The 24,372-nt window shown below is 43.7% G+C and carries 21 protein-coding genes; 13 read left to right on the forward strand and 8 right to left on the reverse strand.

The window, feature by feature from the left end; translation table 11 throughout:
• The first annotated feature begins 51 nt into the window (after nt 1–51).
• Complete coding sequence (locus tag ACMH5P_RS00425; protein WP_459492333.1) at nt 52–1,008, forward strand: glycosyltransferase family 9 protein; 957 nt, start codon at nt 52–54, stop codon at nt 1,006–1,008.
• Nucleotides 1,005–1,871, forward strand: coding sequence for a carbon-nitrogen hydrolase (locus ACMH5P_RS00430; RefSeq protein WP_459492335.1), 867 nt, complete (start codon nt 1,005–1,007; stop codon nt 1,869–1,871). Before ACMH5P_RS00425 ends, ACMH5P_RS00430 begins: the two co-directional genes overlap by 4 nt.
• 179 nt (nt 1,872–2,050) lie before the next feature.
• Here ACMH5P_RS00430 and bshB1 read toward each other — a convergent pair whose 3' ends face one another.
• The 3 genes from bshB1 to trxB are packed head-to-tail and all read right to left on the reverse strand — an operon-like array spanning nt 2,051 to nt 4,802.
• Complete coding sequence (gene bshB1, locus ACMH5P_RS00435) at nt 2,051–2,737, reverse strand: bacillithiol biosynthesis deacetylase BshB1 (RefSeq protein WP_459492336.1); 687 nt, start codon at nt 2,735–2,737, stop codon at nt 2,051–2,053.
• 4 nt (nt 2,738–2,741) lie between these two features.
• Nucleotides 2,742–3,854, reverse strand: coding sequence for a peptidoglycan DD-metalloendopeptidase family protein (locus tag ACMH5P_RS00440; protein WP_459492337.1), 1,113 nt, complete (start codon nt 3,852–3,854; stop codon nt 2,742–2,744).
• Nucleotides 3,855–3,863: 9 nt separating this feature from the next.
• Nucleotides 3,864–4,802 (reverse strand): thioredoxin-disulfide reductase, encoded by a 939-nt coding sequence (gene trxB / locus ACMH5P_RS00445; protein WP_459492338.1) that lies wholly within the window; start codon nt 4,800–4,802, stop codon nt 3,864–3,866.
• 118 nt (nt 4,803–4,920) lie between these two features.
• Here trxB and ACMH5P_RS00450 point away from each other — a divergent pair, with 118 nt between their 5' ends.
• Together ACMH5P_RS00450 and ACMH5P_RS00455 are read left to right on the forward strand one after the other, a co-directional pair.
• Entirely contained in the window at nt 4,921–6,177 is a 1,257-nt protein-coding gene (locus tag ACMH5P_RS00450) for a cation:dicarboxylate symporter family transporter (protein ID WP_459492339.1), read from the forward strand.
• A 9-nt stretch (nt 6,178–6,186) separates the two neighbouring features.
• On the forward strand, nt 6,187–8,463 hold the full coding sequence (locus ACMH5P_RS00455) for an NADP-dependent malic enzyme (RefSeq protein WP_459492340.1): 2,277 nt from the start codon (nt 6,187–6,189) through the stop codon (nt 8,461–8,463).
• 36 nt (nt 8,464–8,499) lie between these two features.
• Here ACMH5P_RS00455 and ACMH5P_RS00460 read toward each other — a convergent pair whose 3' ends face one another.
• Nucleotides 8,500–10,341, reverse strand: a complete 1,842-nt coding sequence (locus tag ACMH5P_RS00460; RefSeq protein ID WP_459492341.1) for a M61 family metallopeptidase — start codon at nt 10,339–10,341, stop codon at nt 8,500–8,502.
• On the reverse strand, nt 10,319–11,515 hold the full coding sequence (locus ACMH5P_RS00465) for an ABC transporter permease (RefSeq protein ID WP_459492342.1): 1,197 nt from the start codon (nt 11,513–11,515) through the stop codon (nt 10,319–10,321). Before ACMH5P_RS00465 ends, ACMH5P_RS00460 begins: the two co-directional genes overlap by 23 nt.
• On the opposite strand from ACMH5P_RS00465, the gene ACMH5P_RS00470 reads away from it, so the two are divergent.
• Entirely contained in the window at nt 11,496–12,743 is a 1,248-nt protein-coding gene (locus tag ACMH5P_RS00470) for an exo-beta-N-acetylmuramidase NamZ family protein (RefSeq protein ID WP_459492343.1), read from the forward strand. The two genes, ACMH5P_RS00465 and ACMH5P_RS00470, sit on opposite strands and share 20 nt — an antisense overlap.
• Nucleotides 12,744–12,802: 59 nt before the next feature.
• Complete coding sequence (gene guaA, locus ACMH5P_RS00475; RefSeq protein WP_459492344.1) at nt 12,803–14,326, forward strand: glutamine-hydrolyzing GMP synthase; 1,524 nt, start codon at nt 12,803–12,805, stop codon at nt 14,324–14,326.
• A gap of 94 nt (nt 14,327–14,420) precedes the next feature.
• Here the strand turns inward: guaA and pepT are convergent, their stop codons facing one another.
• Entirely contained in the window at nt 14,421–15,683 is a 1,263-nt protein-coding gene (pepT, locus tag ACMH5P_RS00480; RefSeq protein ID WP_459492346.1) for a peptidase T, read from the reverse strand.
• 180 nt (nt 15,684–15,863) lie between these two features.
• Here pepT and ACMH5P_RS00485 point away from each other — a divergent pair, with 180 nt between their 5' ends.
• Nucleotides 15,864–17,126 carry a citrate synthase gene (locus tag ACMH5P_RS00485; RefSeq protein ID WP_459492347.1) on the forward strand — a complete coding sequence of 421 codons (1,263 nt, stop codon included), beginning with the start codon at nt 15,864–15,866 and terminating at the stop codon, nt 17,124–17,126.
• Nucleotides 17,127–17,207: 81 nt separating this feature from the next.
• Nucleotides 17,208–17,684, forward strand: coding sequence for a septal ring lytic transglycosylase RlpA family protein (locus ACMH5P_RS00490; RefSeq protein ID WP_459492348.1), 477 nt, complete (start codon nt 17,208–17,210; stop codon nt 17,682–17,684).
• Here the strand turns inward: ACMH5P_RS00490 and ACMH5P_RS00495 are convergent.
• A complete protein-coding gene (locus ACMH5P_RS00495; RefSeq protein WP_459492349.1) occupies nt 17,681–18,880 on the reverse strand; it encodes an OmpA family protein in 1,200 nt (399 codons plus the stop codon). The two genes, ACMH5P_RS00490 and ACMH5P_RS00495, sit on opposite strands and share 4 nt — an antisense overlap.
• A gap of 4 nt (nt 18,881–18,884) precedes the next feature.
• Complete coding sequence (locus ACMH5P_RS00500; protein ID WP_459492351.1) at nt 18,885–19,532, reverse strand: 7-carboxy-7-deazaguanine synthase QueE; 648 nt, start codon at nt 19,530–19,532, stop codon at nt 18,885–18,887.
• A 156-nt stretch (nt 19,533–19,688) separates the two neighbouring features.
• Here ACMH5P_RS00500 and ACMH5P_RS00505 point away from each other — a divergent pair, with 156 nt between their 5' ends.
• From ACMH5P_RS00505 to ACMH5P_RS00525, 5 genes are read left to right on the forward strand one after another with little or no spacing between them, the layout of a single operon-like run.
• Entirely contained in the window at nt 19,689–19,934 is a 246-nt protein-coding gene (locus ACMH5P_RS00505) for a hypothetical protein (protein ID WP_459492352.1), read from the forward strand.
• The gene (gene nadE, locus ACMH5P_RS00510) at nt 19,934–21,853 is read left to right on the forward strand and encodes an NAD(+) synthase (protein WP_459492353.1); all 1,920 of its coding nucleotides are present in this window, start codon (nt 19,934–19,936) and stop codon (nt 21,851–21,853) included. Before ACMH5P_RS00505 ends, nadE begins: the two co-directional genes overlap by 1 nt.
• A 6-nt stretch (nt 21,854–21,859) precedes the next feature.
• A complete protein-coding gene (locus tag ACMH5P_RS00515) occupies nt 21,860–22,618 on the forward strand; it encodes a type III pantothenate kinase (protein ID WP_459492354.1) in 759 nt (252 codons plus the stop codon).
• 1 nt (nt 22,619) lies between these two features.
• Nucleotides 22,620–23,669: an agmatine deiminase family protein gene (locus ACMH5P_RS00520; protein WP_459492356.1), complete on the forward strand. Its 1,050-nt coding sequence runs from the start codon at nt 22,620–22,622 to the stop codon at nt 23,667–23,669.
• The gene (locus tag ACMH5P_RS00525) at nt 23,662–24,357 is read left to right on the forward strand and encodes a hypothetical protein (RefSeq protein ID WP_459492358.1); all 696 of its coding nucleotides are present in this window, start codon (nt 23,662–23,664) and stop codon (nt 24,355–24,357) included. The genes ACMH5P_RS00520 and ACMH5P_RS00525 overlap by 8 nt, the downstream gene beginning before the upstream one ends.
• Nucleotides 24,358–24,372: the final 15 nt, after the last annotated feature.

Genomic DNA, 24,372 nt, shown 5'->3' on the forward strand with positions numbered 1-24,372 from the left:
AAGAATGAAAGCGAATAGATTTTTCTTAATTTTACCAGGTATTTTTTTTCCATGCAGAAAATCCTTTGTATTCGTTTTTCGTCCATTGGGGACATCCTTTTGACAACACCCATTGTGCGTGTTCTCAAAGCGCAATTTCCCAATTCCGAAATTCATGTCGCAACGAAGGCTAATTTTGCTCATTTGTGGGAGGGAAATACTTGTGTTACTCAGGTGCATGGATTCGATGGGAATCTGTTGAATTTTGCCTCTCAATTACGAAAAGAGGGATTTGATTTGATTTTCGACCTCCATAAAAACCTGCGTTCAACTATTTTATGTCTGCTTTTGGGTAGAATCCCTAAGCAAATCAATAAATACACGGCCGCGCGGAAAGCATTCGTCAAAACGAAAGTAAATAATTTGCCGGGGCATTTGGTCGACCGGAATTTAAGTTCTCTCGGATTAAACCCCGATGGAAAAGGTTTAGACTATTTCATCCCTCAAAACGCACAGGTTAACCCTGCTGATTTTGGAATTAAATCGCCTTTTGTACTTTTTGCCATCGGTGCGGCGCATCAAACCAAGGTATTAACTTATCCGAGAATGGTTGATCTCATCGACTCCATTCCTCATGCTGTTGTTTTGGTCGGTGATGATTGGGATGCCAAATTAGGTTACCGTTTAGCTACGCTTTTTCCAGAAAAGGTCGTCAATCTTTGTGCAAAAACGAATATTGCGCAAAGTGCATCCCTGATCCAACAAGCCGCTCTGGTCATTACGCATGACTCATCCATGATGCACATCGCGTCTGCGTTGAAGCATCCGAAATTGTTTACGATTTGGGGCAGCACGCATCCTGGATTAGGCTTTGCTCCTTACCAAACGTCTTTTATGGCTATTCAAAATTCGAATCTTACGTGCCGGCCATGCTCGACGCAAGGTTCCAATGTTTGTCCTTTAGGACATTTTTCTTGTATGAATTCATTAGATCTTTCGGACCTGATATCGGCCGCTCAAGCATTATGAAAAATATCAAATTCGCCTTATTGCAATTGACTTGTTCAGAAGATGTACAAGCAAATCAAGTGAAAACCATCGCTAAAATTCGGGAGGCAGCCGCTCAGGGGGCCCAGGTTATCTGTTTGCAGGAATTATATCGTTCGGTTTATTTCTGCCACAAACAAGATGCGGCCTATTTTGATTTAGCCGAAGCGATACCCGGACCTGGTACAGATTCGCTTTTGGCATTAGCCGAAGAATTGAAAATTGTCATCGTCGCCTCTTTATTTGAGAAACGCAGCAAGGGTGTTTACCACAATACCTGTGCTGTGTTGGATTATGCCAAAGGCTACTTAGGGAAATACCGTAAAATGCATATCCCCCAAGATGCGGGATATGAGGAGAAATACTATTTTACCCCGGGTGATTTGGGTTATCAAGTGTTTGATTCTAGCTATGGTAAATTGGGTATTTTGATTTGTTGGGACCAATGGTACCCCGAGGCGGCACGATTAACTGCCTTGAAAGGCGCTGAAGTTTTAATTTACCCCACAGCGATTGGTTGGGATAATCTAGAAACTAATAGTGAGATAAACCGCGAGCAATATCAGGCATGGCAAACCGTTCAACGCGGTCATGCCGTTGCCAACGAGGTTCCCGTCATTGCCGTGAATCGGGTAGGCGAGGAGCATGGTCAAACTTTTTGGGGAGGTTCTTTTGTAAGTAATGCTTTCGGTCGGGTGATTTATCAGGCACCACACAATACGGAAGAGCTAGCGGTTGTGGAAATCGATTTAGATGCCCAGGAGCAATATCGTCGCATTTGGCCGTTTATGCGTGACCGAAGGATTGATTCATTTGGGGATCTTACGAAGAGGGTGATTGATTGAGAACTAAGAGTTAAGAACTAAGAGTTGTATGTCAGTTGTCAGTATCCAGTAGTCAGAGTAGTTCGAAGTCCAAAGTACGTAGGTAAAGATGAATAGAAGTCGCTAGTCGCTAGTCACTAGTCTATCTTAGTTCTTAACTCTTAGTTCTTAACTCTTAGTTCTTACCTCTTACCTCTTACCTATAGTTTCAATTGTATGGGCGATTGGCTCTGAAACCCTTCCCCATATTTCACACCAATCTTATGTCCCATTTCTTGTGCACGCGCTTTGATGAAATCGAGAAAATCTGGGCTAGAAATGTAGGAAGCCGGTTCGGTGGAATTTGGATCAAAGAATTGACTCTTGAAGGCACGAATAGCCGCTTCTTTTTTCTCCCAATGTGCGGAGATATCAATTACAAAATCAGGCTCTAAATATCGATCTTGGATGTAATGGTAGACATGTTTGGGACGCCAAGCCGGTAATCCCGTTTCAATTTTACGCAATCCACTCAAGAAACAAGCATCAATGGCCAATGCAGCCCCTTTTCCATGGTCCGGATGACGGTCTTCCAAGGCATTGGCTAGCACAACATCGGGTTGATATTTACGGATTACCTCGATCAATTTCAATTGGCTTTCCTGAACATTCTGAAAGAATCCATCGGCTAATTCCAAATTTTCACGGGCATGAATCCCTAACACTTGGCTCGCTGCGGCTGATTCGGCTAATCGAATTTCTGGCGTTCCTCGAGTACCTAATTCGCCACGCGTGAAATCGACGATTCCAACCTTCTTTCCGTTCGCAATAGCATCCACAATCGTTCCTGCCACTGCAAGTTCGGCGTCGTCGGGATGTGCGGCCATGACTAGTATATCAAGTTTCATTGGCTTAATGAATTCGTAAGCGTCTTCCCGCCCGTATCGTGGATGTCATTTTTAGACCATTCATTTTGGCCAACTTACTCGCAGATACACCAGCACGTTGCGCGATGACATACAAGGAATCGCCCGGTCGAACTTTGGTCCAGACCTTTTTCCGACTACGCACTTTCTCACCAACGGAACCAAATTCGTTTCGCAAAGCAAGCGCACGCATGTTAAAGGTTTGTGCAGTTATCAACAAATGATCTGAAATAGGTTCGAATGAACCGAAATTATATACCTGATTAGGGTTAAAGGGATTGCCCTCATATCGAGTTTCAAAATGAAGGTGAGACCCAGTGCTCCGACCCGTATTTCCACCTAAACCTATTTCATCACCCGCCTTAACCAATGTTCCTGATTCTAATCCTTGCTTAGACATGTGACCAAAAAGGGTCTCCAATCCATTGTAATGGCGCAAAACCATGTATTTCCCGTAGCCTCCTCCGTCATAATTTACGACGCGAACAATGCCATCGAATGGTGCATAAATGGGATTGCCTGTTTCTAAATCTAAGTCAACTCCAGCATGTAATCGACCCCAACGAGGCCCAAAAGGACTCGTTTGTTTTACGATGGAAAGGGGAGGTGACCAATTGCGTCCTGCGGGTAAATTGTATAATTCTAAATCAACTGGCTCATCAAATTCCTTCGCATTAATGTCGTATGGGTCAATCGATTTTGTATCCCATATTGAAAAATAGGAGGCAACTGACACGAAATCTTCCGTGCCCATTGGCGCATTTTCTTCCTCAATTTCCACCACCAATGCTTCACCTTCGTCGATGGAAGTCGTATCAAAATTACTGATGGTCGGATTTATCACCTTCAAAGGTTCATACTTGCGCTCTTGAAGTTCAGAACCCTGAATGGCTGTGGCTTTACTATCTTCCTCTGTACGAAAAGTCAAAGGAGGCAAGTCGTCCAAATCATCTTTCTTCGCCGATTTGTCTTGATACAATGACGAATTCGGTTTATAGTCGATTTTGGTATTTTTTTTGAAAAGCTTTTTTTCTTGCGCATGACTCGACAAGGCCATCAAGGCCAAAGCCATCCCCAGAAATAGTTTGCTCAATTTCATGTGCTCTTTTTAGTGTAAAGAATTGGCTGCCAACCATCTTTCAGCATCCAAGGCAGCCATACATCCACTACCCGCTGCCGTAACGGCTTGTCGGTATGTCGTATCCTGCACATCCCCACAAGCAAATACGCCCGGGATGTTCGTGCGTGAACTTCCTTTTTCAGTAATCAAATATTCTTGCGCATCCATGTCCAATTGACCCTTAAAAATGCTCGTATTTGGTTGGTGACCAATCGCCACAAAGAATCCCGTCAATGCTATCTCCTCCCTCGCTTGCGTTACATTATTTTTAATTCGAATTCCTGTCACACCATTCGCATCGCCCAAGATTTCTTCCGTCTCAGAATTCCAGTGAATCTTGATTTTGGGATTGTTTTTCACGCGCTCCTGCATGATTAGGGAAGCACGCATTTGGTCCCGCCGAACGATTAAATGAACCTCGGTACATAAATTGGCCAAATAACTAGCCTCTTCGGCTGCTGTATCACCAGCACCTACGACCGCAACAACCTGATTACGATAGAAAAATCCATCACAAACCGCACAGGCCGACACACCCAAACCATTAAACTTGGTTTCGCCTTCTAATCCCAACCATTTAGCAGAGGCACCGGTTGCAATAATCACCGAATCTGCTAAGATTTCTGTCGTATCATCAATCCAGACCTTTTTAGGTTGGCTTGTAAAATCTACTTTTGTCGCCATTCCATAACGAACATCCGTTCCAAAACGCTTCGCTTGGTTTTCTAAATCCACCATCATCGCTGGACCATCGATACCGTTGGGGTATCCAGGAAAATTGTCAACTTCCGTCGTCGTTGTTAATTGACCACCCGGTTGGCTTCCTTGATACATCACCGGCTGTAAACCCGCACGGGATGCGTAAATAGCAGCTGTATAACCCGCTGGACCTGAACCAATAATTAAGCACTTAATAGAATTCGACATAATAGGTAAAATGGGACAAAAATGAGTCTGTAAATTTCGGTAAATAAGCTTAGATTCACAAACCTCGAATTTCTCCTTTTTGTTCCTTACATTTGCTTGGTAACCTCATGTTTAACGTATGATTGGTAAAAATATTACGCACAACCTCACCTTTTGGGTTTTGTTATCCATTTTGATGGGTATCATCATTGGCCATTTTTTTCCTGAATTTGCTCTGTACCAGGTTTTAGATGATAAAATATCGTACAATTTTCTTGGTACGGAAATTTCAGTGGGCAAGAGCTTAAGCGAAGTATTATCCGGGATTTTTATCAGCCTCGTGAAACTTTTCATTCATCCCATTATCTTTTTAACAATCAGTTTAGGGATTGTCAATATGGGTAATTTAAAGAAAGTAGGTCGCGTTGGTGGTAAGGCTTTACTCTATTTCGAGGTCGTGACTACCCTTGCATTGATTATCGGTTTAGGTGTTTCCCATGTATTGAATCCAGGAGAAGGAGTTATCCGGGCAGACATCGCCGGTGGGGATATTTCGAAATTCACGCAAAAAGCCGCCAGTTTTAGTTGGATGATTTTCCTCAAAGAAAACTTTACCATTCAGGTCCTAGGCTTTTCACTCTTTTTTGGTTCCTTTTTGAACTTCGTTCGTGGCAAGGCAAAGATGATTTCAGGGATGCAGCAGGCCGAACATTGGGTCTTCAAAGGATTGAAATTTGTCATGTATTTAGCCCCATTGGGTGCGCTCGGCGGCATGGCCTACACGATTGGCAAATTCGGCATTCATTCCTTGTTGCCTTTAGCCAAACTCATGGTTTCCGTGTATGCGACCATGGGAATATTTATTTTCGTCATTTTAGCTCTCATCATGCGCAGCTGCGGTGAGCGAATTACGTCCTTTTTGAATTACATCAAAGAGGAATTATTGATCGTATTAGGAACATCCTCCTCTGAAGCGGCTTTACCTTCCTTAATGAAAAAGTTAGAAGCCATGGGCTGTTCGAAATCGGTGGTGGGGCTCGTAGTACCTGCCGGTTATTCATTCAATCTTGACGGAACGAGCATTTATTTATCTATGGCTACGCTATTTTTGGCGCAAGTTTATGGCATCGACTTATCGATCGAACAAATGCTCACCATCATTGGTGTGCTCATGGTAACCTCTAAAGGTGCCGCGGGGGTTACCGGAAGCGGTTTTGTGGTGCTAGCCTCAACCTTAACCGCGCTGCAAGTGATTCCATTGGAAGGACTTGCTTTATTATTGGGCGTCGACCGATTTATGTCGGAAGCCCGTGCAATCACCAATTTCATCGGAAATGGCGTTGCGACCATTTGGCTCGCGAAACACGAAGGAGAATTTCATCAACCAGAAGCCTAATATAAATTTATGTCCACTTCATCCATACTCAAACAAGATGCTCTCGAGTACCACGCCGGTGGTAAGCCCGGGAAAATCGAAGTCAAACCAACAAAATCAACCGCTACCCAACGCGACCTTTCCTTAGCGTATTCACCAGGAGTAGCTGAACCTTGTCTAGAGATTGCGGCCAACATCGAGAAGGTCTATGATTACACCGCTAAGGGGAATTTGGTAGGAGTTATTTCAAACGGTACTGCTGTCTTAGGTTTAGGAAATATAGGACCTGAGGCCTCCAAGCCTGTCATGGAAGGAAAGGGTGTCCTATTCAAAGTCTTTTCCGATATCGATGTTTTTGACTTGGAGCTTTCCTGTACCGATCCCGATCAGTTTGTAGAGACGGTCGTTAACCTAGAACCTACTTTCGGGGGCATTAACCTGGAAGACATCAAAAGTCCTGAGTGCTTTGAAATCGAGGAGAAACTCAAAAAGCGCCTGAAGATTCCGATTATGCATGATGACCAACATGGCACTGCCATCATTTCGTCAGCCGCTTTAATTAATGCCTTGGAAATTGTAGGAAAGAAAATAGAAGATGCTCGTTTTGTCATCTCTGGTGCCGGTGCTGCGGCGATTTCCTGCATTAAGCTCTACCTAAAACTCGGTGCTCGCATTGAGAATTTTTATATTTTTGATAAAGACGGTTTGGTTTCCCAAGACCGGAATGATCTAAACATTTACTTAGCTCCACTAGCCGGTCCTGCAGGTAAACAAGTTTCGATGGCTCAAGCCATGCAAGGCGCAGATGTCTTCCTCGGATTGTCCGTTGGGAACATTCTAAAGCCGGAAATGATTGCCTCCATGTCCGCCAACCCCATTGTTTTCGCCATGGCTAATCCGACACCGGAAATTGGGTATGAAGAAGCCAAAGCCGTTCGCGATGATTTGATCATGGCGACAGGTCGTTCTGATTTTCCTAATCAAGTCAACAATGTATTGGGATTTCCTTTCATTTTCCGGGGTGCTTTGGACGTTCGCGCGACCGAAATCAACGATGAAATGAAATTAGCCGCCGCCAAAGCGCTCGCCAGTTTAGCAAAGAAGCCCGTTCCCGATATCGTGAATTTGGCCTACAATGAAAAGAGTTTAAGTTTTGGCCCGGATTACATTATTCCAAAGCCAGTTGATCCTCGTTTAATTACTACCGTTTCCATGGCCGTGGCTAAAGCTGCGATGGATTCGGGTGTGGCGATAAAGCCGATCTCCGACTGGGAGGCATATGAGTTGCAATTAGCGAAACGCCTTGGTCTAGACAACCAGGTGATGAAGTTTATCTTGAAACGCGCCAAGAGTAAGCCAAAACGTATCCTATTTGCGGATGCAGAAAATTTAAAAGTTTTAAAAGCCGTACGCGAAGTGCTCGATGAGGGAATCGCGAAACCGATTTTGTTGGGTAGCCGAGAGAAGATTCAAGCCATTTGCGACGAAAATCATTTGGATCTAGGTAAGACGGAAATCTTGGATTTCAAGCATGCGGATAACGCCGATCTTGTGGCGGAGTTCGCCGACTTATTCTATGAGAAACGTAAGCGTCGCGGGGTGACTCGTTGGGAGGCCAACAAGCAAGTCCGCAAGAGTAATTATTTCGCCGCGATGATGCTCGAAACGGATCGTGCAGATGGCGTTATTTCTGGTTTGACGAAAAACTATCCAGAATCTATTCGCCCAGCCTTGCAGATTATCGGCAAGCAAAAAGGGGTGAAGAAGGTTTCGGGTATGTATTTATTATTGTCGCAAAAAGGACCTTTGTTCTTCTCCGATACCACCGTCAACTTTGACCCGAGCGTTGAAGATATCGTCGAAATTACGGAGTTGACCGCCAAAGCCGTGAAGCGCTTTAACATCATTCCGCGTATTGCCTTATTAAGTTATTCGAATTTCGGTTCAGCGGATGGATCCGATGCAATTAAAATGCGTGAGGCCACGCAGATATTGCAAGAGAAGCATCCCGACTGGATTATTGAGGGAGAAATGCAAGCACACTTAGCTTTCGATAAGGAATTGCGTCAGCAAAACTATCCATTCGCTGCTTTGGGAAATGAAATGGCGAATACCTTAATTTTCCCTAATCTTTCTGCTGCAAACATCGCTTACAACTTGTTAAAGGAAGCCGCGGATATCGAATATGTGGGACCGATTTTATTAGGTTTAGGTAAGCCGACTCACATCTTACAATTGGGAGCTTCGGTTCGCGAGATAGTCAACATGGTCGCGATTGCGGTCGTCGAAGCACAATCAAAGGCTTAAAAATACCAATCCCCAACCGCATGGCTGGGGATTTTTTTATTTCATCCAGTTATTGCGCAAGTCTATTTGTTCTTTCGAGGGATTTTTCATTTCTCGAATCGCTTGTCTACTGGCCTGTTGGACCATAAAATAAGGAGCCTTCAAATGATAAGTTTGATAGGTGCCATCCTCTTTTTTCCGAGCCACATCCCAGGCAAGCATATCTCCCGGTTGGATAATCTGTAGTATCTTTTGCGTGTTTTTGACAAAGTTCTCTAAGTCAGTTGGTAAGCCATTGATGGCCAGCAATTCATCCTTTTCGCGCAAACCCATTTGTTGCCCCAAAGCATTGATTGCTGAGGTTGATTGTATCGTCGCTCGTTTGGTAGTCTCATTAACCGTCAAACCTTGTACATCAAACCCCAAGGTCTTCGCTTCTTCTTGTTGGTTTTCATCCCAAACATAGCCGATTTGATTTAACCACGTTTGAATGGGTAAGGCTTTAGCTCCAGCTACATAATTTTGAAAGAAATCATCCAGGGCTGGTAAATGAGTAATCTGAATAATTTTATCAAATAGCTGATTATCCTTAAATGATTTGCTGGGTCCAAATTCTTTGGATAAGGCTTGTAGCAGCAATTGATTATTCCATTTACCTTGACTCAACCTGCGCAAGGTGATATCCAAACCAAAACCGATTAAAGCACCTTTTTGGTAGACATTGCCATATTGTTCCTTGTATTTCCCTAGCACTTGCTTACTCATCACGGTGAAAGGGACCTTGGAATCAAACTGTAACTCCATGGATTCCTTTTTCTCCTGGATGGTTTGGAAGAATTTATTGTCCTCGATTAAACCTCCCTTCAACTGCATGTGATGTGCTGCGTATTCGGTAAGGCCTTCGTATAGCCATAGGTGCTCCGACATCTGGGGATTCATAAAATTGAAATTCCCGATTTCCTCTGAGTGAATTGATAGGGGAGTTACAATATGGAAAAATTCATGGGCACAGACGTCCCGAATCGTTTGGCCCAATTGATCGATACCCCCTTCCGGTAGGTAATAAAAAGAGGATTGCGTATGCTCTAATGCTCCAAAGCTTCCTCCTTTCAATTCACTTGAGAGAACGATTAAAAACGCATAACGTTTCACGGGTAATTTTCCACCTAGGTAATTGCGCTGAGCAACCAAGAGCGGTCGGATGTTCTCCGCGATTTCCGCGGCATTGATGGATTTATTGGGAGAATAAACGGATACCAAAATATTGGATTCAGGAAATTGAATACTCGCGGTGTCAGCCTCGCAGTACATGATGGGTGCGTCAACCAGGCTTTGGTAATTTAGACTTGAGAAAACGTCCAGATTGCCTTTTCCGAAATTAATTAGGGAGGTACTCCCATAGAGCACGCTTGGTTTCTGAATGGAAACTTGAACAGGGTTTTTCTCCATTCCCTCGACAAATCCCAAGAAGCCGTGTACATTAAAGGCAATCAGGCTGTCCTTCTGAATATTTGTTCCTGCGGGTTCGAAGATATATTCCCCTTTAATTTCCGGGCTGTCCCAGGTATCATTCACCTCATATTCCAAGTGGTCAAGCGATTGTACCTGTGCGATTTGATATTGATTGATGTTCTTCTGTTGGACAGGAAGTGCTTTCCCCGTTTTATCGAAAGCCTTAAAGCCTTGAATGTATCGACCAAAATCATAATTTGCATAGGTACCGGGTACTTGTTTCGGAAAGCTAAATACGAGGCTGTTTGTTACTTGTTTGGGAAGAAAAACTTGTACACGCACTCGGTCATTTGAGACGTGTTGAAGGTCAACTTTGTATTGAATCGTTTGGCCCCATACACCTGAAACAATCAGGCAAAGGAGGCTAATTTTTATAATTAATCGCATCTTTCGGGTCTATCTTTTGTATTAATTGTGTGGGTATGTAAATCATTAGGCTCACTAAAACAACAGTACCAAGATTAACGAATGCCCAAGTGAGGCCATCCCATGCGATGGGTACGGCCGACATATAATAATTTTCGGGATCGAGTGGAATGAGTTGGTAGGTAGCTTGTACCCAACAAAACGTCGCGGCAAATACATTGGCAATGGCCAATCCCCTCAGCATGATGAAGAAACCGTTCCACCAAAAAATACGACGGATCTGAGTGGGACTACTTCCCAGTGCGGTTAATAGACCAATCATCGGAACGCGTTCCATGATTAAGACCCACAGCGTAGCAATGAGGTTAAAGCATGCTACCAGCATCAATAGGCTGATGAAGATGATGATATTTCGATCGAGCATTTTCATCCAATCGTATAATGCCGGGTAAAGCTCTTCACTGGTTTCTAATTTCCACTCGTGGGGAAGTGTTTTTAAAAGGCTGTTCGGGTCGATTTTTGATTTAAGGTGAATTTCATAGGTCCCCAAGGAATCATTCGTCCAGCCGCTCATTTTTTGAACCCAAGAACGGTCGGCCAGTACAATAAGTTTATCCATTTCTTCCAAACCCGTTTGATAGATGCCGCTTATTTTTACTTTGCGGGGTCTTTCGGGTTGGCTGAGGAAATAGAGAATGAGTGATTCGTTTAGTTTTACCTTTAATTGCTTGGAAAGACTCTCGCTCAAGATAATATTTTGTGCATTTTTTATTTGGGATGAGCCTTCTCGCATGTTTTCAGCTAATTGTTGCGGAGGCATGTCGGAGCCGATTCCTTTGATTACGACGCCTGACATGTTTTCTTTTCCTACAATAATAGCGGGTTTTTGCACATGTGCCTGCACGTGATCGACCTCTGGAATTTGGGCGGTTGCTTTTTCCCAAGCAAGGTTGCGGGTCATCGGAGATTCTGCCAATGAGTGGTTTTCAGATATTTGGCTAATGCGAATATCTCCCGAAAAACGAAGCATTTTATTCAGAATAGCCTGTTTAAATCCGAATAGGATGGAGAAGGCGATCAGAATAATTCCAGCACCCATGGCTATGGTTCCAATACCCACATAGGTCACCGTCTTGGAAAAGGAGGTGTCTTTGGTACTTCGAATTCGCCGCGCGATGAACAAAGGGAATTTCACCGGTTTCTTATTTCTAAATTTTATCGGATATTTGGTCAATCTAAACCAACGCGCAAAGAAAATGGGATTGCTTCGAAACTACAAACTTATCCTCGTATTGTTTTTTATGATTAGCCTAAGGGCTATCGGTCAAGTCACTCCAGGAGCCTACCAAACCCAGAAATACCTTCCTTTACTGAAAGGAAAACAAGTTGCCTTGGTTGTGAACCACACCTCAGTCATCGGTAAAACACATCTGGCAGATAGTTTGTTGGCCTTAGGAATTCAGGTAAAACGGATTTTTGCTCCCGAGCATGGCTTTCGTGGCACGGCGGATGCAGGGGCACATATCGATAATGAAGTGGACGCGAAAACGGGATTGCCATTGGTGTCCTTGTATGGTAAACACAAGAAACCGTCGCCGGAAGATTTGGCGGGGATTGATGTGGTGATTTTTGATATTCAAGATGTGGGGGCTCGTTTCTATACTTACAGCTCAACTTTGCTCTATGTTCAGGAGGCCTGTGCTGAGAATAAGGTCAAATTATTGGTCTTCGATCGTCCCAATCCGAATGGGCATTATGTTGATGGCCCGGTTTTGGATCCTGTTAAATTTGCTTCGTTTGTTGGCTTAACAGCCATTCCGGTCGTTCATGGTTTAACGATGGGAGAGTATGCGCAAATGCTGAACGGTGAAGGCTGGTTGGCCAATAAGCTTGTTTGCGAACTCCAAGTCATTCCCGTTAGCAATTACAATCATAAGACCATGTATTCTGTGCCGATTGCTCCATCACCTAACTTACCGAATGATCAATCCATCGGCTTATATCCATCCTTGTGTTTATTGGAACCTACTATTGTGAGTGTAGGGCGAGGGACCCATACGCAGTTTCAGGTGGTAGGGACACCTAATGCTGACGCTGGCAACTATACCTTTACGCCTGTACCGACTCCCGGTGCGATGGATCCCCCTTTAAAAGGACAGTTATGTTATGGCTTGGATTTGCGACAGGTAAATACGCGTCAACTTGGATTTAGCCTGAGCTATTTAATCGAGATGTTCGAGAAGACGGGGAGAAAAGAGACCTTTTTTACCTCTCCGGCATTTTTTGATAAGTTGGCCGGCACGGACAGCATCCGCTTAGGCCTATTGGCAGGAAAATCGGAACAAGAAATACGCACGAGCTGGAAGCCTGCCTTGGATCGATACAAAGAAATGCGGAGGCGCTACTTAATTTATCAGGATTAGTTTTCGGAATTTGCCTAGAAATTGCGACCTTTGCCGTTTATTTTTAAGCAAAAGGCTGTATGGCGGAAAAAATTATTATCCTCGACTTTGGTTCACAAGTGACGCAATTAATTGCGCGTCGTATTCGTGAGGCACAAGTATATTGTGAAATCCACCCTTTCAATCACATTCCAAGCATCGACGAGTCGGTGAAGGGAATTATTTTGTCGGGAAGTCCTTGTTCTGTTCGTGATGAGGATTCGCCGCGTGTGGATTTGAGTCTATTTGGAAGCTTGCCTATTTTGGGTATTTGCTATGGTGCACAATTACTTGCACATCAGGGTGGAGGTTCTGTTCAAAATTCGGGACATCGTGAGTATGGTCGGGCGCACATGACCAGTGTTAAAGAAAGTCCTTTGTTAAAGGGTTTATCGGCAACGGGTCAGGTTTGGATGTCGCATGGTGATACGATCATGGAATTGCCGTCGGAGTATGAATTAATCGGTTCAACCGAAACGGTTCGTGTGGCAGCATTCGCCCATGTATCGAAGCCAATATTTGGTATTCAGTTTCATCCGGAGGTAACGCATTCGACAGAGGGTAGTATTTTGATTCAAAATTTTGTGTTGGGGATTTGTGGATGTGCGCCTACTTGGACATCGGATTCCTTTGTGGATCGTACGGTGGCTGAGTTAAAGGAGAAGTTGGGTTCGGATAAAGTAGTTTTAGGTTTGTCGGGCGGGGTAGATAGTTCGGTGGCAGCGGTGTTGTTACATCATGCGATAGGCAAGAATTTGTATTGCATTTTTGTAGATAATGGTTTGTTGCGCAAGGATGAGTTTGAGCAGGTGTTGGAATCCTATCATTCATTGGGATTGAATGTGAAGGGGGTGAATGCCAAACAACGTTTTTATGATGCTTTGAAGGGTCTTTCTGATCCGGAATTGAAGCGCAAGGCGATAGGTAAGACCTTTATTGAGGTTTTTGATGAGGAGGCGCATTTAATTGAAGGTGTTTCTTGGTTGGGCCAAGGGACGATTTATCCGGATAAGATTGAATCCGTTTCCTTGAAGGGGCCGAGTGCAACGATTAAATCTCACCACAATGTGGGCGGTCTTCCGGATTTTATGAAGTTGAAGATTGTGGAGCCTTTGGATGCCTTGTTTAAAGATGAGGTTCGTTTAGTAGGCAAGACTTTGGGCATTCCTCAAGAGATATTGGGACGTCATCCGTTCCCGGGTCCGGGATTGGGTATTCGTATTTTGGGCGATATTACCCCAGAAAAAGTTGATATTTTACAGAAGGTGGATGCCATATTTATCAATGGGCTGAAATCGGAAGGTTTATATGATCAAGTTTGGCAGGCAGGTGCCATCTTGTTACCGGTGCAGTCGGTAGGTGTCATGGGCGATGAGCGAACCTACGAGCAGGTGGTTGCCTTGCGCGCGGTAACGAGTGTGGATGGTATGACGGCCGACTGGTGTCATTTGCCTTATGAGTTCTTAGGTCGTATTTCGAATGAAATTATCAACCAAGTTAAAGGAGTTAACCGAGTTGTTTATGATATCTCGTCAAAACCACCTGCGACGATCGAGTGGGAGTAACATAGTAGAGACGCGATACTTCGCGTCTTTTATTTATTTTGTAGAGACGCGATACTTCGCGTCTTTTTTTGATTAGACGCGAGGTATCGCGTCTCTACAGTTTGGTGACTAAATTCGCCAAATACACAACCGTCTCCGTTGCTTTCTGCATGTCTTGTACGGAAACCCATTCTTGTTTGCTGTGGAAGGCATGTTCGCCGGCAAAGATGTTGGGGCAGGGTAATCCCATGAACGTAAGCCGTGAGCCATCAGTTCCACCACGTATGGATTTGGTTTCGGGCTCAAGGCCAGCCAAACGCATGGCTTCCATGGCTAAGCCCATGCAGGCGGGATGATCTTTGAGCACTTCAAACATGTTTCGATATTGCTCTTTTTGTTCGAATTGTACTCGGGAATTTGGGTATTTGCGAAGGACGTCTTCACTGATTTGCTTTAATAGATTCCCATATTCAACGAGTTTTTCGGATTCAAAGGCACGTAATATGAATTCGATTTGTACTTCTTCTACAGAACCACGGATGTCAGTTGGATGGATAAAGCCTTCTTTTTGCTCTGTCGTTTCTGGGCTACAATGGTCTTTTGGGAGTCGTTCGATAATCTCGGAGGCTATTTTTAATGCACTTTCCATGCGCCCTTTGGCGAAACCGGGATGTTGGGACACGCCTTGAATGTCGATGCGGAAATAATCGGCTGAGAAGGTTTCGTTTTCGAGGTGACCTCGCTTTTCCCCATCCAGCGTATATCCGAATTCAGCCTTTATTTTGGCTAGATTGATGTGGTCGGTTCCTCGACCTACTTCCTCATCGGGCGTAAATACAATGGTGATGGGACCATGTGGTACCTCGGGATATTGGGTCCAAAAAGCTATTGCATCCATAATTTCGGCGACGCCTGCTTTGTTGTCGGCTCCCAACAAGGTTAAACCACTTGCTGTAATGATATCATGGCCATATTGCTCCGCTAAATCGGGATGATCCTTTAGCCGAATAACTACTTGTGGGTCATCGGGTAAAACGATGTCTTGACCTTGGTAATTAGGATGAACAATCGGTTTGACATGGGCACCACTGCAATCCGGTGAAGTATCCATGTGGGAACAGAAAAAGATACCAGGCACATCGTGGTCTACGTTACTGGGTAGGTAAGCGTATACATAGCCATGTTCGTCAAGTTCGGCATTGGAAATTCCTAATGCGTGTAATTCGTTCACCAAAACCTTTCCGAGATTTTTTTGTTTTTGTGTCGTTGGGCTTAAATTTGAAAGCGGATCGGATTGGGTATCAATTTGTACGTATTGAAGAAATCGCTCTTGGGAACTAAAAGGGTAGTTTTGGAACAATTGAGAGATGAGAGCCATAAAATCAATATTTTTTGAAATATGCGAAGAAAAAATTGTGTTAAATAAATTTATTTGAATTGGATTAATAAAGGTAATCAACCTTTCAAAATATCGTATTATCTTAGAGGCTTCAATTTAGCCCACAGTTCTAAGCTGTCTCTGAATTGCTAGACCTTATACCTTATATTTATAAAGATTATGTCTCAAAATGCAGTGATCAATGTGGATGGTAAAAGTTTTGAATTGCCTACGTTAGTGGGTACAGAAAACGAAAAAGCTATCGATATCGCCAAGTTACGTGATTTAACGGGATACGTTACGTATGATCCAGGTTACAAGAACACAGGCGCAACGAAGAGTGCAATTACTTTTTTAGATGGTGAAGAGGGAATTTTAAGACATTGTGGGTACAGTATTGAGGAATTGGCCGATAAGGCTAGTTTCTTGGAAGTAGCCTATTTGTTATTACATGGCGAATTGCCAACCCAAGCTCAATTGAATGCATTTGAGACTGCTGTTCAGAAATACACCGTTTCGAATCAATCTTTATTGAACATTGCGCAAGTAATCCCTACGAGCACACACCCGATGAGCGAATTATCTGCTTTAGTGGGTTTGATGGAGGGCCAGTATTCTGCTGACGAAAAAGAAGATAATATCCTACGTTTATTGGCTGCTTTGCCAATATTTGCGGCTTGGAACTACAAGAAGAGTATTGGCGAGGCGATTGTTGCTCCAGACCAATCCTTGGATTATTGCTCTAACTTCTTGAAAATGATGTTTGCGAAGCCCGGTGAGTCTTATGAGGTAAATAGCATCGTTTCGAAAGCGATGAATAAATTATTGATTTTACATGCGGATCACGAGCAAAACTGTTCGACTTCGACAGTTCGTTTGATTGGATCTTCGCATGCTAGTTTGTTTTCTAGTATCTCAGGAGGTATTATGGCCTTGTTTGGTCCACTTCACGGTGGAGCCAACCAAGCGGTTATTGAGATGTTGGAGGAAATCAAGCAAGCGGGCGGCGATACGGCTAAGTTTATCGCCATGGCGAAAGACAAAAATTCGGGTTTCCGTTTGATGGGCTTTGGTCACCGTGTTTACAAGAATTTTGATCCACGTGCTCGTATTATCAAGAAAGCAGCGGATGATGTATTAACTGCATTAGGGGTTCAGGATCCTGTATTAAAAATTGCTCAAGAACTAGAGGCTGCGGCTTTAAGTGATGACTATTTTGTTGCTCGTAAATTATATCCGAACGTTGATTTCTATTCGGGAATTATCTACCGTGCATTAGGTATCCCTACGAATATGTTTACGATTCTTTTCGCGATTGGTCGTCTTCCGGGTTGGATTGCGCAGCATCAAGAAATGATGACAAATAAAGAGCCTATCGGTCGTCCACGTCAAATCTATGTAGGTGCAACGCCACGTGCATTTGTGGATATCAATCAGCGATAAGCCCAAATTATTCCAAAGAAAAAGCTCTCCGCATGGAGGGCTTTTTTGTTTTTAGCCACATTCGGCCTAATTTTGGAACTTATGATTCGAAAATTGTGTGTAACCTCTTTGCTTACTTTTGCATGTTCAATGCTTCGCGCACAAAGCCAAGAAGGTTTAGCGACTTTTTACCATGATCGTTTTTGGGGAAGTCGAACCACTTCAGGAGAGCCTTATCATCCTTATGTGTATTCAGCCGCTCATCGTACATTTCCTTTTGGTACTTGGGTTGAAGTTGAACTTGTAAAGACGGGGCAAAAGACCATCGTCAAGGTCAATGACCGTGGGCCCTATATGAAAGGCGGGGTGATTGATTTATCAAAAATCGCTGCGAAAGAATTAGGTGTAGTAGCCATGGGGAGGGTTCGTGTAAAAGTTCGTGCGCTTGGGATGGATGAATTAACGGATTCGCTGAAATTTGCCTTGTTTTCTCGGGACTCCCTAGCTAAAGTGCATTATCCTAAACCTCTCCAGAAGTCGTCTCGAAAAAAGAAATCCCGAAAGCGTAAAAAACATTAATTCACGACAATTTCGATACGCCGGTTCTGCTTTCGCTCGCTGGGTATTGGGTTTTTAATTTTGGGTTGGCTATTTCCAAATCCGCGTGTTTGGATTCTTTCCGAACTTATTTTCAGTTCCATCAATCGCATTTTTATATGAAGTGCGCGTTTTTCGGAAAGAATCAGGTTTTTTTCCTCTGAACCGACTTCATCCGTATGCCCATGAATGCTTACTTTTTTCGTAGGATGTTGGAATAAATAGGTCGCAAGTAATTGAAGACTCTGGGGTATGCTATCAAGCTGCCAGGCGTTTGTAGGAAATTCGATGTCTTCAAAATGAATGGATTCTAAAGCAATCACTTTAGGTTTTTCTTCAAAAAGTGTGTCAGGGATAAATACTTTCACAATCCCTAAATCTTGTTGGGGCTTATTCAGTTTTCTTGAAATGTAATAATATTCTGGCTGTTCGCTGGGGGTAATTCCCGCGTCATGGTAATCGGTATTGATGGATGGAATGGCTTTGGCTGTTTTGCCCACGGCCGGAAATTCGATTTGGTAAAAATCCAAACCACCTAAACCTCCTTTTTTGTTACTTGAAAAGATGAATCTGTTTTTATCAGCAAGCAGGTAAGGACCTTGTTCGTCTTCTGGGCTATTGATGGTTTCGCCTAGGTTAATGGGAAATTCCCATTGTTCAAGGTTGTTTTTGTGGGAAAGCCAAAGATCTCGTTTGCCCAATCCCCCAGGTCTGTCTGAGGCGAAAAACAATCGTTTACCATCTTTCGATAAATGGGGTTGGCCTTCCCAATCATGGCTATTTACGCGAAATCCGAGGTTTTTAGGTTTTGTCCAAGAGCCTTCAATCCATCGGGTTTCATATAGGTCACAACCGCCGAAGGAATTTGGGTATTCACATCCTGAGAAGATCATGTAAAGTCCATCCGAGGAAAAAGTGGGCGTTCCTTCGTTATTTTCTTGGTTCAATTCGGTGATGGGTTTGGGTATTTCGAATTGACCGTCTTTCCAATTCGCCACGAAGATTTCCTCATCTGAATTTTGATCTTTACGAACCGTAAAATACATCTGTTGTTGGTTCGGTAGGAATTGAGGAAAGTATTGGGTTCGGTAGGAATTGATGATGGGGTCTACTTGAACCGATGGAATGGTATCGACTGGCTCTGATAAAGTCAAGAAGGGGATGAGCCAGGCCAACATAGCATTAGGGGATTTGGAGGAACTTATGCGTTTGTACCGAAATTTGCCAATTTGGATTGGATTTTACAAATTCTACGATCAAAGGATTGATGCTGGCTTGCTTCGACCACTCGGGCTGAAGATATAAATGGGAGTCTGGATTAATTTTTGATGACCAGTCCTGGGCCCAACTCATATCAGAGGGGTGATAGATGACCACTTTTAATTCATGAACGTGTGGTAGTATACTTGGATTGGGTTCTTTGAACTTCTTGGGTGAAAAGCAAATCCAATCCCAGGAACCTGTGAATTCATTGCAAACGCCAGAGGTTTCCATGTGCGTCCGAAATCCAGCGCTTTGAAAAGCTTCTGTTAATGGCCCTAAATCATGCATGAGTGGTTCTCCACCTGTGATGACCACCATTCGGCCAGGAAATTGTAATGCTTCGTTTACTAAAGTTTCAACGGATTTAATCGGATGCGTATCGACAGGCCATGACTCCTTTACATCACACCAGTGGCAACCCACATCGCAACCTCCCAATCGAATGAAATAGGCGGCATGACCTTGATATTTCCCTTCACCTTGAATCGTGTAAAAAGATTCCATGACGGGGTATTCAAAATCACTTCTTTTTAAAACTGATTTTATATCTTTGGTTTTTAATTGCATGTTCACCTAAATTCAATGTAAAAATACAGGTTGAAAAGTAATTTAACTAATTAGGATTCGTTCTTACCTCATTGAGTGGATTCTTTTTTTTGTTTCATGGGTAAAAAATATTTTTCAAGAAGTTGTTTACTGCTTGTCTTCGGTTGCCTTAGCTGCTTGGGATTAGTTGGATGCTGGTCGGCACGCTGTCCGCGTGAAACCTGCCACGTTCGCGTAGAACATCGACACGGCGAAAATTATTATCGACCTCATGAGGCTTTATCTTGGATGTGGACTCCTCGCTACAAGCATGTGCGTACGGTTTCCTATGCTGAGGTAGCTGCAAAATCTTCGAAAACAAAACGTATTTGGACACGTATATTTAAACCGAGTCCAAAAGTATCTGCTCAAAAGCCTCGATAATGAAGCCAAAAATTCATGTGGCCGCTGGGGTATTGAATCAGACCCCCTTGGACTGGGAAGGGAATTACCAACGGATTGTTGGTGCCATTCGCGTCGCACAAAATGCAGGGGCTCAATTGCTTTGTCTACCGGAAATGTGTTTGACAGGCTATGGCTGTGAAGATCAATTTTTTGCACCCTTCACGCAGCAAAAAGCTCAAGAATACTTGGATAAATTGCTGAAATTTTCAGCAGACATGGTTTTGTTGGTCGGATTACCCTTACGTTTTGAGTCCCAACTCTACAATGTGGTTGCGGTGCTCTATCAGGGTAAAATTCAGGCATATATTCCCAAGCAACATTTAGCCAATGAAGGTGTGCACTACGAGGCACGTTGGTTTCATCCATGGCCAGCGGGAAAGCGCGCTTCTTTAGACGGCATTCCTTTTGGGGATTATCGGATTGGAATGGGTGAGATTCGATTAGGTATCGAGATTTGTCAAGATGCTTGGGAAGGAGAAAAGCGCCCAGCTTACGCTCTGGCGACCTGTGGCGTATCGCTAATTTGTAATCCAACGGCCTCTCATTTTTCATTTGGGAAGTCGGCCGTTCGCCAAAAACTTGCTCTCGAAGGAGCTTCCATTATTGATGGAGCTTATGTTTTTGCTAATTTATTAGGGAATGAATCCGGACGAACCATATTTGATGGGGATGCCTATATTTTTCAAAATGATCAATTGTTGGCCCAAACATCTCGATTTTCCTTCCAGGATTTTCAAGTAATCGCGTCGACTGTTGAGGTTAATGGATTCACTGATGAGTCAGAGGATCTCATTCAGATCGGCGAAATAGTTGGCAAAAAACATCAAAATATTTTAGTTGATTGTCCAGCCTGGGAAACGTCTTCTCATTTAAAAGAGGAGGAATTCGCTCGATCGATTGCCCTGGGGCTTTGGGATTATGCTCGTAAGTCCTATTCAAGTGGTTTTGTGTTGTCGCTTTCAGGTGGGGCAGATTCTTCCGCCATTGTCTCTTTATGTGCTGCTGCAGTCTATTTAGCTGAGCTGGAATTGGGATGGGAGGGAATCAAGTCGCGGTTGGCCTACATTCCTTGGATTTCTGGCTGCCAGGATTCGAAGGATTTAATGGCTAAGCTGATGACTACTATTTACCAGGGAACCGTTAACTCATCGGCAGATACGCGACAAAGTGCAGCCGAATTAGCTGCGAGTATCGGATCTGAACACCATGAAATCGAGATAGATGGCTTGGTGCAGGGATATCGTTCTTTGATTGAACAGACTATTGAGCGCTCATTGTCATGGGAGAAAGATGATATTACGCTTCAGAATGTTCAGGCGAGGGTCCGTGCCCCGAGCGTATGGATGTTGGCCAATATTAAAAATGCTTTACTTCTCGCGACGTCCAATCGTTCAGAAGCCAGTGTGGGTTATGCCACGATGGATGGAGATACTTCCGGATCTATTTCTCCGATTGCCGGCATTGATAAGGCTTATTTACGTTCTTGGTTGAAATGGATGGAAAAAGTGGGTCTGGAAGGTAAATGGCGGGTTGCTGGATTGGCTTATGTGAATCGATTGGAGCCGAGTGCGGAGTTAAGGCCATTGGATAGTAAGCAAGTGGATGAGGAGGATTTGATGCCTTACCCGATATTGAATTCTTTGGAGCGGTGGTCATTTTATGAGCATCAAAGTCCATCTGAATGTTTGGAATTGCTTAAGCAGCAGTATGCCGGAAATTTTTCCGAGGAAGCCTTGAATGGATTTATACACCGATTCTTTCGATTATGGGCGCGTAATCAGTGGAAACGAGAGCGTTATGCGCCGGGTTTCCACGTGGACGATTACAGTTTAGATCCCAAGTCCTGGTTACGTTTTCCGATTTTGTCGGCGGGCTTAGAAAAAGATTTACCACAATAAAAAAATATGCATTTAGTCGTTGATATTGGGAATACGGATATTGTCTGTGGATTTTATACGGAATCGGGGTGGCAGGTACATTTGCGTACCCCTACGCATCAGCCTTGGACCGCGATTCGTTTGGAGCATTGGATTCAGAAAGAGTTGTCGGAAAAAGGGTTTCAGGATGTCAAGGTGGAGTCGGTATTAATAAGTTCGGTGGTTCCGCCGGTATTGATTCAGATTCAGAAGGGATTGGAACATTGGGTTGGTTTTCCTGTGAAGATTATGGGGCCCGAATTATATAAGTCTTTGCCGATACAGGTGATTAGTCCGGATGAAATCGGGGCGGATTTGGTGGCTAATTCGGTTTATGCGCATCATCATTATGAATCGGATGTTTTGATTGTTGATTTTGGAACGGCTTTGACGTTTACGTTGGTGGATCGAGAGGGGAAAATGCAGGGCGTGTCGATTGCTCCAGGTTTAAAGACGGCGGTAAAGTCACTGTTTTCCCAAACGGCTCAATTGCCGGAAGTTCCCTTGGAAATGCCTGAATCTGCTTTGGGATTTGATACGGTTTCTGCGATTCAATCAGGAATTTTATGGGGCTATGTGGGTATGGTAAAAGAGATGATCGAACGAGTTAAATCAGAGCGCAAGGGAGAAGTGAAGGTTATCGCCACGGGTGGATTATCCTCTATTTTGACACCTTTGGAGCAGTATTTCGACGAGGTTAATAAATTAATTACATTACAAGGTTTACGCATCATTGCGCAATTATAAGATGAATACACCTCAAGAACTTGGTTTTTATTTTCCAGCCGAATGGGAAAAACATGAATCGACGTGGATTACGTTCCCGCACAATGATCATTCTTGGCAAGGGGATAAATTGGTCGAGATGTATCCGGAATATTTCGCCCTGATTAAGGCGATTTCTGCGGGAGAGATCGTGAATATTCAAGTGAATGATGCGGAATTGGCTTCGTTCATTCAATCGCAATATTCGGTTTACGGGATAGATGGGGATCAAATTCGATTACATATTCAGCCGACTAACGATGCTTGGTGTCGGGATCATGGCCCTGCCATTCTAGTCAATCGGAACAGTTCGGAACGATTGATTGTGGATTGGGGATATAATGCTTGGGGTGGGAAATACCCTCCGTTTGATTCGGATAATGAGTCTCCTTCGCGTGTTGCGGACATTTTACAATTGCCCAAAGTAACTCCGGGTATTATCATGGAGGGAGGATCTGTCGATTTTAACGGAGCCGGGACGGTGTTAACGAGCCGCTCTTGTTTATTAAATCCAAACCGTAACCCGCATCTAAGCCAAGAAGAAATTGAACAGTATTTATGTGCACATTATGGCGTTGAACAGGTATTATGGGTGTCTGATGGTATCGTTGGCGATGATACGGATGGACATATTGATGATACCGTACGCTTTGTGAATAAGGATACGGTGATCGCTATGGTGGAGCCCAACGAACAGGACGAGAATCATGCGGTGCTAGCCCAGAATTTAGCCGAATTAAAGGCGATGCGTTTGTTGAATGGTCAGCCTTTAAATATCGTGGAAATTCCAATGCCAGCAGCTGTTGTAATTGATGAGTTTCGCGCGCCAGGATCTTATGCGAATTTTTACATCTGTAATGCGGCAGTGCTTGTGCCGATTTTTGATTGTGAACAAGATGAATTTGCCTTGAAGACCATCGCACAATTTTTTCCAGATAGGCCCGTTATAGGTCTTTCGGCAAAAAAAATTATCTGGGGGCAAGGGAGTTTTCATTGTTTGACCCAGCAAGAACCGGCGTCAATTCATGCATAAATATCTATTTCTTTTATTTTTTTTGGCTTTTGCGGCTTGTCGCCAAAAGACCATTCCCTTCGCAATTTCATCACCTTCACCTATTCGAATAGAAGAGAAGCCTCGGGCAGTTAGTTTAGAGCTCATTGCGATCAAAGCGTATGATATACAAGAGAATGTGAGTTTGCATGACGAGTTGTGGCTCGAGTATAATTTGGTAGCCATCAAAGAGGGTAAGATCCTGCGTGCGGAGACGACCTCACGCTACATCGGAAAAATCAAGCAAGGCGAGACGATTGCATTGGATTCGATTCCGGCCTTGAAAATTCAGTTATACCCAGGTGAGCAATTGGGGCTTCAACTGTCTGTTTGGGAATTGGATGACTATACGAAGGACCTTAGGTTATTAAAACAAGTGAATCATTGGGGGGGAGTTTTACAGGTTCCTTTAATGCTTGTGGAGTGGAGTTCAGTTAGTAATCCTTTATCTTGGTTTTTATGGGGGACCCGTTTGGGCGCTGTGGGTTTGAATTATTGGTCAACACAAGATGGAAGGGATCTTTTGGGGGTTTCTGAATTAGCATGGGACTGGTCTAGTTTACCCAAGGGGAAATCGATTCGTTTTAAACGAGGTAATTGGAAGAGCGGACGATCCAATCTCAATGGATTTCAATATGGGTATTCCTACCGTATACGAATAAATGAATAAGGAAATTGGCCGGGA

Source organism: Aquirufa sp. 5-AUSEE-100C1 (assembly GCF_054558655.1).

Bases quoted from the DNA above. Each gene is read 5' to 3' on its own strand.
- ACMH5P_RS00430 (WP_459492335.1), top strand. From the start codon at position 1,005: ATGAAAAATATCAAATTCGCCTTATTGCAATTGACTTGTTCAGAAGAT.
- ACMH5P_RS00515 (WP_459492354.1), top strand. From the start codon at position 21,860: ATGCATTTAGTCGTTGATATTGGGAATACGGATATTGTCTGTGGATTT.
- ACMH5P_RS00470 (WP_459492343.1), top strand. From the start codon at position 11,496: ATGAACAAAGGGAATTTCACCGGTTTCTTATTTCTAAATTTTATCGGA.
- ACMH5P_RS00460 (WP_459492341.1), bottom strand. From the start codon at position 10,341: ATGCGATTAATTATAAAAATTAGCCTCCTTTGCCTGATTGTTTCAGGT.
- ACMH5P_RS00520 (WP_459492356.1), top strand. From the start codon at position 22,620: ATGAATACACCTCAAGAACTTGGTTTTTATTTTCCAGCCGAATGGGAA.
- ACMH5P_RS00485 (WP_459492347.1), top strand. From the start codon at position 15,864: ATGTCTCAAAATGCAGTGATCAATGTGGATGGTAAAAGTTTTGAATTG.
- nadE (WP_459492353.1), top strand. From the start codon at position 19,934: ATGAAGCCAAAAATTCATGTGGCCGCTGGGGTATTGAATCAGACCCCC.
- ACMH5P_RS00525 (WP_459492358.1), top strand. From the start codon at position 23,662: ATGCATAAATATCTATTTCTTTTATTTTTTTTGGCTTTTGCGGCTTGT.
- trxB (WP_459492338.1), bottom strand. From the start codon at position 4,802: ATGTCGAATTCTATTAAGTGCTTAATTATTGGTTCAGGTCCAGCGGGT.
- ACMH5P_RS00495 (WP_459492349.1), bottom strand. From the start codon at position 18,880: ATGTTGGCCTGGCTCATCCCCTTCTTGACTTTATCAGAGCCAGTCGAT.
- pepT (WP_459492346.1), bottom strand. From the start codon at position 15,683: ATGGCTCTCATCTCTCAATTGTTCCAAAACTACCCTTTTAGTTCCCAA.
- ACMH5P_RS00425 (WP_459492333.1), top strand. From the start codon at position 52: ATGCAGAAAATCCTTTGTATTCGTTTTTCGTCCATTGGGGACATCCTT.
- ACMH5P_RS00455 (WP_459492340.1), top strand. From the start codon at position 6,187: ATGTCCACTTCATCCATACTCAAACAAGATGCTCTCGAGTACCACGCC.
- ACMH5P_RS00450 (WP_459492339.1), top strand. From the start codon at position 4,921: ATGATTGGTAAAAATATTACGCACAACCTCACCTTTTGGGTTTTGTTA.
- ACMH5P_RS00500 (WP_459492351.1), bottom strand. From the start codon at position 19,532: ATGCAATTAAAAACCAAAGATATAAAATCAGTTTTAAAAAGAAGTGAT.
- bshB1 (WP_459492336.1), bottom strand. From the start codon at position 2,737: ATGAAACTTGATATACTAGTCATGGCCGCACATCCCGACGACGCCGAA.
- ACMH5P_RS00440 (WP_459492337.1), bottom strand. From the start codon at position 3,854: ATGAAATTGAGCAAACTATTTCTGGGGATGGCTTTGGCCTTGATGGCC.
- ACMH5P_RS00490 (WP_459492348.1), top strand. From the start codon at position 17,208: ATGATTCGAAAATTGTGTGTAACCTCTTTGCTTACTTTTGCATGTTCA.
- guaA (WP_459492344.1), top strand. From the start codon at position 12,803: ATGGCGGAAAAAATTATTATCCTCGACTTTGGTTCACAAGTGACGCAA.